Annotated in this window: 9 protein-coding genes and 4 tRNA genes; 9 read left to right on the top strand and 4 right to left on the bottom strand. The window is 69.9% G+C overall.

What is annotated here, in order from left to right; genetic code table 11:
- Nucleotides 1–85: 85 nt before the first annotated feature.
- A complete protein-coding gene (locus BLW57_RS21015) occupies nucleotides 86–436 on the bottom strand; it encodes a metallopeptidase family protein (protein WP_180361919.1) in 351 nt (116 codons plus the stop codon).
- A 116-nt stretch (nucleotides 437–552) separates the two neighbouring features.
- Here BLW57_RS21015 and BLW57_RS21010 point away from each other — a divergent pair, with 116 nt between their 5' ends.
- The 5 genes from BLW57_RS21010 (at nucleotide 553) to BLW57_RS20990 (ending at nucleotide 2,935) form a co-directional block, all read left to right on the top strand.
- A complete protein-coding gene (locus tag BLW57_RS21010; RefSeq protein ID WP_093476503.1) occupies nucleotides 553–2,133 on the top strand; it encodes a metallophosphoesterase family protein in 1,581 nt (526 codons plus the stop codon).
- An 80-nt stretch (nucleotides 2,134–2,213) separates the two neighbouring features.
- A tRNA-Glu gene (locus BLW57_RS21005) sits at nucleotides 2,214–2,286 on the top strand.
- A 36-nt stretch (nucleotides 2,287–2,322) separates the two neighbouring features.
- Nucleotides 2,323–2,397 (top strand) — tRNA-Asp (locus BLW57_RS21000).
- A 24-nt stretch (nucleotides 2,398–2,421) separates the two neighbouring features.
- A tRNA-Phe gene (locus tag BLW57_RS20995) sits at nucleotides 2,422–2,495 on the top strand.
- A gap of 116 nt (nucleotides 2,496–2,611) precedes the next feature.
- Nucleotides 2,612–2,935, top strand: coding sequence for a hypothetical protein (locus BLW57_RS20990; protein WP_176985671.1), 324 nt, complete (start codon nucleotides 2,612–2,614; stop codon nucleotides 2,933–2,935).
- A 12-nt stretch (nucleotides 2,936–2,947) separates the two neighbouring features.
- Here the strand turns inward: BLW57_RS20990 and BLW57_RS20985 are convergent, their stop codons facing one another.
- On the bottom strand, nucleotides 2,948–4,003 hold the full coding sequence (locus BLW57_RS20985) for an ABC-2 transporter permease (protein WP_093476501.1): 1,056 nt from the start codon (nucleotides 4,001–4,003) through the stop codon (nucleotides 2,948–2,950).
- 150 nt (nucleotides 4,004–4,153) lie between these two features.
- Here BLW57_RS20985 and hrpA point away from each other — a divergent pair, with 150 nt between their 5' ends.
- The 3 genes from hrpA to BLW57_RS20970 all read left to right on the top strand — a co-directional run bounded on the left by hrpA (nucleotide 4,154) and on the right by BLW57_RS20970 (nucleotide 8,626).
- Nucleotides 4,154–8,110, top strand: coding sequence for an ATP-dependent RNA helicase HrpA (gene hrpA, locus BLW57_RS20980; protein WP_093476499.1), 3,957 nt, complete (start codon nucleotides 4,154–4,156; stop codon nucleotides 8,108–8,110).
- Nucleotides 8,111–8,206: 96 nt separating this feature from the next.
- Nucleotides 8,207–8,281, top strand: a tRNA-Asp gene (locus BLW57_RS20975).
- A gap of 153 nt (nucleotides 8,282–8,434) precedes the next feature.
- Complete coding sequence (locus BLW57_RS20970) at nucleotides 8,435–8,626, top strand: DUF6274 family protein (protein ID WP_093476497.1); 192 nt, start codon at nucleotides 8,435–8,437, stop codon at nucleotides 8,624–8,626.
- 417 nt (nucleotides 8,627–9,043) lie between these two features.
- Here the strand turns inward: BLW57_RS20970 and bldC are convergent, their stop codons facing one another.
- Both bldC and BLW57_RS20960 read right to left on the bottom strand, forming a co-directional pair.
- Entirely contained in the window at nucleotides 9,044–9,250 is a 207-nt protein-coding gene (bldC, locus tag BLW57_RS20965; protein WP_003949541.1) for a developmental transcriptional regulator BldC, read from the bottom strand.
- Nucleotides 9,251–9,768: 518 nt separating this feature from the next.
- Nucleotides 9,769–10,611: a DUF8083 family protein gene (locus BLW57_RS20960; protein WP_093476495.1), complete on the bottom strand. Its 843-nt coding sequence runs from the start codon at nucleotides 10,609–10,611 to the stop codon at nucleotides 9,769–9,771.
- A 199-nt stretch (nucleotides 10,612–10,810) separates the two neighbouring features.
- Here BLW57_RS20960 and BLW57_RS20955 point away from each other — a divergent pair, with 199 nt between their 5' ends.
- Nucleotides 10,811–11,908 (top strand): Leu/Phe/Val dehydrogenase, encoded by a 1,098-nt coding sequence (locus BLW57_RS20955; protein ID WP_093476493.1) that lies wholly within the window; start codon nucleotides 10,811–10,813, stop codon nucleotides 11,906–11,908.
- Nucleotides 11,909–12,149: the final 241 nt, after the last annotated feature.

The raw sequence follows: 12,149 nt of genomic DNA, 5'->3' as shown, positions 1-12,149 counted from the left end.
GGGGGCGGGAAAAGAGTCAACCTCCCCAACTCCCGCCGCCCGCAAGAGGACACGCGCCGCGTTCGAATCGACGCTCAGCCGTGGCTCACCCGTAGCCCAGGGCGTGCAGCCGCGCGTCGTCGATGCCGAAGTGATGGGCGATCTCGTGCACCACGGTCACCTCGGTCTCCGCGACGACGTCCTCGCGGGACTCGCACATCCTGAGCGTCGGCCCCCGGTAGACGGTGATCCGGTCGGGCAGCACGCCCGCGTACCACTCGCCCCGGTCGGTCAGCGGAGTCCCCTCGTACAGCCCGAGCAGCTCGGGGTCCTCGGCGGGCGGTTCGTCCTCGACGAACACCGCCACGTTGTCCATGAGCCGCGTCAGCTCCGGCGGGATCCGGTCCAGCGCCTCGGCGACCAGTTCCTCGAACTCCTCGCGCGTCATCTCCAGCACAGGGTCATTGTCCGGTACGGGAGGCCGGATCGCGGGGCCCGTGCACGCGCGGACGAAATGGCGGACGCGTGCCGGGGCGCCGCATACCGCCCCGGGGCCATGGGCATACGGGTCCAATGGCCCGCGTCCCCGTCGCAGCCCTGGACCGCATGCTGAACCGCACCCCGAACCGCACCCGCCGCCGCGGCGGGAAACAGCCCGCCCTCGAACTCGCCGCCCGCCCACGCCCCTGGCTCAGCGCCCTCGGCCTGACGACGGTGGTGCTGATCGGCGCCTGGCTGGGCCTGCTGATCGTCGGCAACGTCCGGGCCCCGGTCGGCCCGATGAACACGACGATGGCGCTGCGTCCCTCCCTCACCGGCGGCACGAAGATCAACATCTCCCCGCTGGGCGCGCTGACACTCGACAGCCACGTGGCCCCCGTCCGCCTGGACGTGAACGTCGACCAGCTGGACCCGCTGCGCTCGCAGGCCCTGGTGGACCACCCCGAGCGGCTCTCCGGCCTTCAGGACGAGGTCACCGACGACGTCGAGCACGGCACGCTCGACCTGGCCGTGCGCTCGTGCGTCGCTGTCGTCACCGGCGCGACCGCCCTCGGCCTCGCCGTCTACCGCCGTCCGCGCCGTGCCCTCGCGGCGGGCGGGCTGGCCCTGGCGCTGCTGGCCGCCTCGGGCGCGTCGGCGTACGCCACCTGGAACCCGAAGTCGGTCCTGGAGCCGAAGTTCTCCGGCCTGCTGAGCTCGGCCCCGTCCGTGGTCGGCAACGCACGCAGCATCGTCACGGAATTCGACGTCTACCAGAAGGAGTTGGCCCGCCTGGTGACGAACGTGACCAAGCTCTACGACGTCACGTCCACGCTCCCGGCCTATCAGCCCGACCCCTCCACGATCCGGGTCCTGCACGTGTCGGACATCCATCTGAACCCGGCGAGCTGGAAGATCATCGCCTCGCTGGTGAAGCAGTACAGGGTGAATGTGATCGTCGACTCCGGCGACACCATGGACCACGGCGCGGCGGCGGAGAACGGCTTCCTCGACCCGATCGGCGACCTGGGGGCGCCGTACGTCTGGGTGCGGGGCAACCACGACTCGCGCACCACGCAGCGCTATCTGGAGCGCATCAAGAACGTGCACGTCCTGGACGACGGCCGGGCGGAGACCGTCGGCGGGCTGCGCTTCGCGGGCATGGGCGATCCGCAGTTCACCCCCGACCGCTCGGCGGTGCCCGGCGGGGACAGGTCGGAGGAGCTGGCGGGCGACCGGCTGGCCAGCGCCCTGCGGGACCAGCGCGCGTCCGGCACCCCGGCGGACGTGGCGATCGCCCACGAGCCGGCCGCGGCCCGCGAGACCGACGGCGAGGTGCCGCTGGTGCTCTGCGGCCACCTGCACCACCAGGGCACCGAGATGCTGAAGTACGGCACCCGGCTGCGCATGGAGGGCTCGACCGGCGGCAGCGGACTGCGCGCGGTCGAGCGGCAGTACCCCGCACCCATCGAGGCCTCGATCCTCTACTTCGACCGCGACAGCAAGCGCCTGCAGGCCTGGGACGCCATCAAGCTGGGCGGCCTGGGACTCACGACGGCCGAGGTCAGCCGCCACCTCGCGGACGAGAACGGGATCGGGGCGTCCCCGGACCCCACACCGTCCGGCACCCTGTCCGGCACGCCCTCCGGTCCGGCGTCCCGTCGGGCCCCGTAAACCGTTTTGGCGATCCTCCCCGCCATCCCATATGCTTCTCACGTCCCCGACGCGCTGAGAAGCGCCCAGGCGGGCCGATAGCCCTCATCGTCTAGCGGCCTAGGACGCCGCCCTTTCAAGGCGGTAGCACGGGTTCGAATCCCGTTGGGGGCACGCAAGATCGTGTGCGACACTGTTGCACACACGCTTGGTCCTGTGGAGCAGTTTGGAGTGCTCGCCACCCTGTCAAGGTGGAGGCCGCGGGTTCAAATCCCGTCAGGACCGCTGAGGTTTCACGTGAAACCTCGTGGCTGGGTAGCTCAGTTGGTACGAGCGTCCGCCTGAAAAGCGGAAGGTCGCCGGTTCGACCCCGGCCCCAGCCACCGCAGCGAAACCCCCTTCCGGGTTACCGGAAGGGGGTTTCGTCGTCTCCGGGACAGCGCTACGTTTCAGGCTGATCGGACCGGATGTGTCCGTGGGCGGCTGCCGGGGGGAAGAGATGAGCCGGGACGACGAGGCCAGAGCCATTCGGGAGACCGAACTGGAGAAGAACCGGGCGCTCTACGGGCTGCTCGCGGTCCTCGTCAGCAATCTCGCGATCGCCGGGGTCGCGATCTTCGGCGTGTGGCGGCTAGACGGCGACAAGGCCGTGATCGTCGGTGTGCTGACCGCCGCGTTCACCGCGGTCAGCACCATGACCACCGCCTACCTGGGAATCAAGGCCATCTCCAACACCGCGAAGACGATCGCCCTCGGTGACGCGGCGGCCCGCCGGCACGCGGAAGCCGTCCCGGCGGCACCGCCCGCCCCGCGCACCCCCTAGGCCGGCGCACCCCTAGGCCGCGTGCGCCGGGCCGCTCGGCCGGCCGCCCGGATGCCGGTGCCGCCAGATCAGGAAGACCGCGCAGGAGACGACCGCCCAGCCGGCCAGCACCAGGAACGGGAAGGCGTGCTGGTGCCCTCGGAAGTACACCGCCGTGTGCTGGGCGTTCACCGACGCGCCGGGCGGCAGCCAGCGCCCGACGAGGCCGAGCGGCGACGGCAGCAGCGGCCAGGAGACGGCACCGCCGGACGACGGGTTGCCCAGCAGCACCATCAGGCCCCAGGTCGGCAGCATGGCCCAGCGCCCGACGAGGGTGTTGAACATCGTGAACACCATGCCGGAGGCGAACATCGTCAGGGTGAGGATGGCCCACGACTCCGCGAACGGCAGGTCGAGCGCCCCCAGCAGCCAGTCCACCACCGCCGCGATCACGAACCCGCCGAGTACGGCGTACGCGGCGGTGAACCCGATGCGTTCCATGGGGTTCAGCGCCCGTGCGTGCACGCTGAGCTGGATGGCGCCGACGAAGCCGATGATGACGGCCGCGAGGGAGATGTAGAAGATCGCCAGTCCTCTGGGGTCGCCCTTCTGCAACGGCTTGAGATCGTGGACCACCACGGGCGTGCCGGTCGCCCTGCCCACCTTCAGCGCCGTCTCGCCGAGCACCTGGGCGACCGACGCCCCGGACGCCGAGGACACGTCCAGGGTGATCGCCCGGCCGACGGGCGCCTCGAACACCGCGAACACCTTCTGCTCGTCCACCGCGCGCACCGCGTCCGCCCTGTCGCCGTACTCGCGCAGCCTGAGGGAGGTGTCCAGGGCCTGCTCCATGGCCCCCACGAACCGCCGGGCCGCAGGATCGCCGTAGGGGCCGATCACCGCCGTGGGAATGCTGTGCGGGGTCGGGTTGGCCATGGCGTACGTGTAGGAACCGGCGAAGAGGCCGGCCGCGGCGGCGATGAGCAGCAGCAGGACCGTCGCCGGGAGGAAGGGGGACGCGCGGAACCGGGCGAAGCGCTCCGCGCCGGTGGGCGGCCGACCGTGCTCTCCATGCGGCGAATCGGGCATACCGGACACTTTCCCATCGCCGCGCGGTGCTCGCCCGGTGCGGGCCGCCCCAGGCCGGGCGGCCGGTTCACCCTTCTCCCCCGACGGTGGCGCCACCCACGGTCAAATCGTTCGCCTCTCTTTTGGCCGAGGTGAGATCCTGGACCGCGTATGTCTACGCATCCCGCCCCCGCCCTCGGCCCCCTCGCCCCCCGTCTGACCGAGCTCTCGCTGCGCGACGCGCATCGGCTCGGGCGGCGGCTCGAGGGCGCGCGCAAGATCCGTAAGCCGGAGGCCCGCGCCACCGTCATCGCCGAGATCGAAGGCGAGATCGGCAAGGCCGAGGCCCGGATGGCCGAGCGCCGCTCGCGCGTGCCCGCGGTCACGTATCCGGAACAGCTGCCCGTCAGCCAGAAGAAGGACGAGATCGCGGCCGCCATCCGCGATCACCAGGTCGTCATCGTCGCCGGTGAGACCGGGTCCGGCAAGACGACGCAGATCCCGAAGATCTGCGTGGAGCTCGGCCGTGGCGTCCGCGGCATGATCGGCCACACCCAGCCCCGCCGGATCGCCGCCCGTACGGTCGCCGAGCGGGTCGCGGACGAGCTGCGGACCCCCCTCGGCGAGGCCGTCGGCTGGAAGGTCCGTTTCACCGACCAGGTGAACCCGGACGCCACCTTCATCAAGCTGATGACGGACGGCATCCTGCTCGCCGAGATCCAGACGGACCGCGAGCTGCGCGCCTACGACACGATCATCATCGACGAGGCCCACGAGCGGTCCCTCAACATCGACTTCCTGCTCGGCTACCTCGCCCAACTGCTCCCGAAGCGGCCGGACCTCAAGGTCGTCATCACCTCGGCGACCATCGACCCTGAGCGCTTCTCGCGGCACTTCGGCGACGCCCCGATCATCGAGGTCAGCGGCCGCACCTACCCGGTGGAGGTGCGCTACCGGCCCCTCCTCGAGGAGGACTCGGACGACTCCGACCGGGACCAGATCACCGCCATCACCGACGCCGTCGAGGAACTGATGGCGGAGGGACAGGGGGACATCCTCGTCTTCCTCTCGGGCGAGCGGGAGATCCGGGACACGGCGGACGCCCTGGAGAAGAAGAAGTACCGGTTCACGGAGGTACTGCCCCTGTACGCCCGGCTGTCCCACGCCGAGCAGCACCGGGTGTTCCAGCCGCACACCGGACGCAGGATCGTTCTGGCGACCAACGTCGCCGAGACCTCCCTCACGGTCCCCGGCATCAAGTACGTCATCGACCCCGGCTTCGCCCGGATCAGCCGCTACAGCCACCGCACCAAGGTCCAGCGGCTGCCCATCGAGCCGGTGTCGCAGGCCAGCGCCAACCAGCGCAAGGGCCGTTGCGGCCGCACGAGCGACGGCATCTGCATCCGTCTGTACTCCGAGGACGACTTCGTCGCCCGCCCGGAGTTCACGGACGCCGAGATCCTCCGTACGAACCTGGCCTCCGTCATCCTCCAGATGACCGCCGCGGGCCTCGGCGACATCGAGAAGTTCCCCTTCATCGACCCGCCGGACCACCGCAACATCCGCGACGGCGTGCAGCTGCTGCAGGAGCTCGGCGCGCTGGACCCGGACCAGAAGGACGCCCGCAAGCGGCTCACCGACACCGGCCGCAAGCTGGCCCAGCTGCCTGTCGACCCGCGTCTCGCCCGCATGGTGCTGGAGGCGGACAAGAACGGCTGTGTCCGCGAGGTCATGGTCATCGCGGCCGCCCTGTCCATCCAGGACCCGCGCGAACGCCCGGCCGACAAGCAGGCGCAGGCCGACCAGCAGCACGCCCGCTTCAAGGACGAGACGAGCGACTTCCTCGCCTACCTGAACCTGTGGCGGTACGTCCGCGAGCAGCAGAAGGAGCGGGGCTCCAGCTCCTTCCGCCGGATGTGCAAGCAGGAGTACCTGAACTTCCTGCGCATCCGCGAATGGCAGGACATCTACACCCAGCTGCGCACGGTCGCCAAGCAGATGGGCATGCACCTGGAGGAGCACCCGGCGGGTGCCGAGGCCCCCGCCGACCGCGTCCACGTCTCCCTCCTCGCCGGCCTCCTGTCCCACGTCGGGATGAAGGACGTGAAGGACGGCAACAAGAACGAGTACCTGGGCGCCCGCAACGCCAAGTTCGCCGTCTTCCCGGGCTCGGCGCTCTTCAGGAAGCAGCCGAAGTTCGTGATGTCGGCCGAGCTGGTCGAGACGAGCCGGCTGTGGGCACGGGTCAACGCGAAGATCGAGCCCGAGTGGGTCGAACCGCTCGCCGGCCACCTCCTGAAGCGGACGTACAGCGAACCGCACTGGGAGAAGGACCAGGCGGCCGTGATGGCGTACGAGAAGGTGACGCTGTACGGCGTCCCGATCGTCGCCCAGCGGAAGGTGAACTACGGCCGGATCGACGCCGAGGTCAGCCGCGAACTGTTCATCCGCAACGCCCTGGTCGAGGGCGACTGGCGCACGCACCACAAGTTCTTCGCCGACAACCGCAGGCTCCTCAGCGAGGTCGAGGAACTGGAGCACCGGGCGAGGCGCCGGGACATCGTGGTCGACGACGACACGCTCTTCGACTTCTACGACCAGCGGGTGCCCGAGCACGTGGTGTCCGGCGCCCACTTCGACTCGTGGTGGAAGCACAAGCGGCACGAGCAGCCCGACTTCCTCGACTTCGAGCGGGAGATGCTCATCCGGGAGTCGGCGGAGGCGGTCACCAAGGCCGACTATCCGGACTCCTGGCGGCAGGGGCAGCTCAAGTTCCGGGTGACGTACCAGTTCGAGCCGGGCGCGGACGCCGACGGTGTCACCGTGCACATCCCGCTCCAGGTCCTCAACCAGGTCACGGACGAGGGCTTCGACTGGCAGATCCCGGGCCTGCGCGAGGAGGTCGTCACGGAGCTGATCCGCTCCCTGCCCAAGCCCGTGCGCCGCAACTACGTGCCCGCCCCGAACTACGCGAAGGCGTTCCTGGAGCGGGCGGTGCCCCTGCAGGAGCCGCTGACCGTGACGATGGCCCGCGAGCTCAAGCGGATGGTCGGTGTGCCCTTCGAGGCGGAGGACTTCGACTGGGCCCGGGTCCCCGACCACCTGAGGATCACCTTCAGGATCGTCGACGAGCGGCGCCGCAAGCTGGCCGAGGACAAGGACCTGGAGGCGCTGAAGCTCTCGCTGAAGCCGAAGGCCCGCAAGGCCCTCTCCCAGGCCGCGGCCGCGACCGCGTCCCGGGAGGGCGGCGAGTCGCTGGAGCGCACGGGCCTGACCGACTGGACGATCGGCACGCTCACCCGCGTCTTCGAGACCCGCAGGGCCGGCCAGCCCGTCAAGGCGTACCCGGCGCTGGTGGACGACGGCGACACGGTCTCCGTCCGGCTCTTCGACACCGAGGCCGAGCAGGCGGAGGCCATGTGGAAGGGCACCCGCCGGCTGATCCTGCGCAACATCCCGGTGAACCCGGCGAAGTTCGCCTCGGACAAGCTGACCAACCAGCAGAAGCTCGGCCTGTCGGCCAACCCGCACGGGTCCGTCCAGGCACTGTTCGACGACTGCGCGATGGCCGCGGCGGACAAGCTGATCGGCGACTTCGGCGGACCGGCGTGGGACGAGGAGTCGTACCGGAAGCTGTTCGACAAGGTGCGCGCCGAGATCGTGGACACGACGGTCCGCGCGGTCGGCCAGGTGCAGCAGGTCCTCGCCGCCTGGCAGGCCTGTGAGCGGCGCCTGAAGGCCGTCGGCAGCCCGGCGCTGCTCGCGAACCTCACGGACGTCCGCAAGCAGCTGGACGCCCTCGTGAAGCCCGGCTTCGTGACCTGGGCGGGCATACGGCGGCTGCCGGACCTCATGCGCTACCTGGTGGCCGCCGACCGGCGCCTCCAGCAGATGCCCACCGGCGTCCAGCGGGACACGACCCGTATGGAGAAGGTCCACGAGATGCAGGACGAGTACGCCTGGCTGCTGGAGCAGCTGCCCAAGGGCCGCCCGGTGCCGCGGCAGGTCCTGGACATCCGCTGGATGATCGAGGAGCTGAGGGTCAGCTACTTCGCCCACGCCCTGGGCACGGCGTACCCCGTCTCCGACAAGCGGATCGTGAAGGCGATCGACGCCGCCGTACCGTAGCCGAGTGCTCACAGGGGGTGAGTTCGACCAGGCGGGCCCACCTCCTGTACAGTCTCTCTCGCAGCGCAGGACGGCAAGTCAAGCGCAGCGAAACCTGGTCCTGTGGAGCAGTTTGGAGTGCTCGCCACCCTGTCAAGGTGGAGGCCGCGGGTTCAAATCCCGTCAGGACCGCAAGAAGAGGGCCCTCATCCGCCAGTCGGATGGGGGCCCTCTCGCATGCCCTTCACCAACCGGCGGAGCCGCTCGCGGCCTTGACTGCGTCACATTCGCTCGGTACCCAGGGAGCGGGGCCCGTTCTTCCCGTGCGGCCCCTGGAGGTGGCGTATGACGGCATCGGCCAGGCACGAGACACGGGCGCTCCTGAGGGCGCATCTGTCGGCCGCCTCGTCCTACCGGCACTTCACCCGCCACTGCGCCGTCTGTCATCGCCTGCTGCGCCTGGCGATGGACGCCGGCCCCTGCCCCCAGGACGTGGACGACGAGCCGGCCGAGGACGAGAGTCCCCGTAGCGCCTGAGATCCGCCTCCTCTAACCCACCCGTGCTACGGGCGACAAGCGAACGCGCGTGTGACGGGAGTCACCGCATGAGTTTTTGAAAGGGCGGTACTTACCCCCTTCATACAACTGGTCAATTTAATATGTGCAATTGCACCGCTCCCAAGGGTCGCGCACAGCGCTTCCGACACCCCTCCCCAGACTCCGACAAGGCCGCTCACGGAGTGCCCGCACAGCCCGCGACCAGCGCACAAAAAAGATCGCGCTGGACCCGGCGGAGTCCAGCGCGATCTACGACGCACCCTGTGTGGCTGCCTACAACGTTCTCTTCGGCTTGGGCGTGGGCCCTGTTGGGGCAGGTCCCGCGTCGCTTGTAGCTAGGGTTCGGGCGCCGCGACCAGTTGGGGGACCAGCCGTTTTGCCCGGTTATTCAGTTGTTCAGGCCTCGCTGCGCTGCTGCGGGATGCCCGCGAGCAGTGCGCGGACCTCGGCCTCGCGATAGCGGCGGTGCCCGCCGAGCGTACGGATCGAAGTGAGCTTGCCGGCCTTCGCCCACCGCGTGACCGTCTTGGGGTCGACACGGAACATGGTGGCGACCTCAGCCGGGGTCAGCAGCGGCTCGGCATCAGGGGTGCGAGCGGTCATGAGCGGCCTCCTCGGGAGAACCGAACCTTCTCGGTTCTTTCCTCTAAATTCTGCACCTTGACCCGCGTTGCCCGAAATGGCGGACGCGAGTCGAGTCGGTTATAGGACGAACGGCTTGTCCTCGGCACTACAACTACACCATCTGTCCAGCCGCGTCGGCCAAACCGATGGAATTGCCCTCCCAGGTGTTCATCAGCGACGGAAGCCGATGGACCATGCCATAGCGGACAGTCACGCCACTGTGACGATCAGTCACAGGACGATCAGGAGTCACCAGACCCCCCAAAGCGTGCAATGCTGAGAATCCGCCCATGATGGAGCATAGTTGGACGGACGGAGCCCTCCCCGGACTCCTTGTCCTATTTTGGCATGAGGGGCGGCAAGAGGCGCAAGGGCCGCGTAAGTGCCGTCCATCACCCTTGGGACAAAAGTCCAGATCGGGACCAACATCCCGTCAGATGGTCATGTGTCGTAGACCGTACGTCGTTCGACGGCGTTCGAGCCGTGACGTACGTCACTCAGTTCGCGGAACGCCGGTCCCGTGCCGTCCGCCAACGCTCCACGAGCCGCCCGTAGGCCGCTCCGGCCGCCACCCCGTCGCCCCGCCGCAGCGCCTCGATGCCGTCGGCCACGTCCGCCGCCGAGTGGTCGTCCTCCAGCTCGCCGGCCGGCAGCACGTGCACCAGACCGCCGTAGTCCAGCTCCACCAGCGAGCGCGGGTGGAACTCCTCCAGCCAGCGGCCGACGTCCAGCAGCCCGTCGATCAGCGGGCCTTCCTCGACGGTCTCCTTCAGCGTGCGCAGGGCCCGCGCCACCCGGCGGCGGGCCTGCACCATGGGCGTGCGGTAGCGCAGCATCGGGGGCGCCTCGGCGGTCCCCTTGTCGTACCGCCGCTCCTCGTCCCCGACCAGGACGAACCAGTTCAGCGGGATCTGCCAGGTCGCCGTGCGGATCCACGGGCGGGCGTCGGGGTTGCGGGCGAGCCAGCGCTCGTAGTCCTGGGCGGCCTGCCGGCGCACCACGGGCGGCAGCACCGCGTCCAGCACCGGCGGCGGCAGCTCCTCGCCGAGCTCGTCCAGGGCCAGCCAGCCGCGCAGCCGGGTCCGCCAGGGACACACGCAGGTCACCCCGTCGACCTCCGCCACGAAGGCGTCCCCGCTCTCGTGCACCGGCACCGCGATCGGCGGGGTGGGCAGCAAGTCCGCGAGTGAGCGCCGCAGTTCGTCCTGGTAGGAGGGGCGGTCGGCGCGGCGGGCGTAGCGCTCCCAGTGGCCGCGTTCCGGCTCCGGGAAGGCGCCCAGAGGCTCGTACACGCGCAGGTACGCGGCGTAGGGGACGACCACGGAGGACACCTTGGGCACGCCTGCTCCCTCCCCATCGGACCCGGCTCGAAACCCAGGCGAATCGTGCCACGGTCATGCGTGCGCGAACGACGCGGGAGAGTGATCCTGAACACTGCGCGGATGGTGGTCATGCCGAGGCTCTACTCTCATGCCAGCACCCCGCCACCCGCACGGGGGCTACGCCCCACCCGCCGCTACTTACACAGGAGTCACCACAGTGACCGACGTAACCGGCGCACCTGCTGATGTCCTGCACACCCTGTTCCACTCGGACCAGGGAGGCCACGAGCAGGTCGTGCTCTGCCAGGACCGTGCGTCCGGCCTCAAAGCCGTGATCGCCATCCACTCCACCGCCCTGGGCCCGGCCCTCGGCGGCACCCGCTTCTACCCGTACGCGACCGAGGCGGAGGCCGTCGCCGACGCCCTCAACCTGGCGCGCGGGATGTCGTACAAGAACGCCATGGCCGGTCTCGACCACGGCGGCGGCAAGGCCGTGATCATCGGCGATCCGGAGCGCGACAAGACCGAGGAGCTGCTCCTCGCCTACGGCCGCATGGTCGCCTCGCTCGGCGGACGCTACGTCACCGCCTGCGACGTCGGCACCTACGTCGCCGACATGGACGTCGTGGCCCGCGAGTGCCGCTGGACCACCGGCCGCTCCCCCGAGAACGGCGGCGCCGGCGACTCCTCCGTGCTCACCGCCTTCGGCGTCTACCAGGGCATGCGCGCCTCCGCCCAGCACCTGTGGGGCGACCCGTCCCTGCGCGGCCGCAAGGTCGGTGTCGCGGGCGTCGGCAAGGTCGGCCACCACTTGGTGCGGCACCTGCTCGACGAGGGCGCCGAGGTCGTGATCACCGACGTGCGTGCCGAGGCCGTGCGGCGGATCCTCGACCAGCACCCCGAGGGCGTGACGGCCGTCGCGGACACCGAGGAGCTGATCCGGGTCGAGGGCCTGGACATCTACGCCCCCTGCGCCCTGGGCGGCGCCCTGAACGACCTCTCCGTGCCGGTGCTCACCGCGCGGGTGGTGTGCGGCGCGGCCAACAACCAGCTCGCCCACCCGGGAGTGGAGAAGGACCTCGCGGACCGCGGGATCCTCTACGCGCCGGACTACGTGGTCAACGCGGGCGGGGTCATCCAGGTGGCCGACGAGCTGCACGGGTTCGACTTCGACCGGTGCAAGACGAAGGCGGCGAAGATCTTCGACACCACGCTGGCCATCTTCGCACGTGCGAAGGAGGACGGGATCCCGCCGGCCGCCGCGGCCGACCGGATCGCCGAGCAGCGGATGGCCGAGGCCCGCACGGCACGCTGAGCCGGGCCGTGCGGGGACCCCGGACGGGTGTCCGATCGCACAGGTGAGCGGTACCCGTCGGCGGGAAGTTGGAGAGAACTCTCACTTCCACCGGCGGGTCGCTCCCCGATAAGTGGTTAAAATCGCCACTGACCAGCGAGGACAGGGCACCTCGAAGGTCCAGGGCACACGCGCGTGCTGCGGGCGACGTACCGTATGGGCGCGGGCTCAGGTACCGTGGAAGCCCTACGGACCGGCCTCT

It is taken from the genome of Streptomyces sp. 1222.5, assembly GCF_900105245.1.
GTDB lineage: Bacteria > Actinomycetota > Actinomycetes > Streptomycetales > Streptomycetaceae > Streptomyces > Streptomyces albidocamelliae.
The sequence above is the reverse complement of the archived record's forward strand: the minus strand, read 5'-3'. Positions and strand labels throughout refer to the sequence as shown.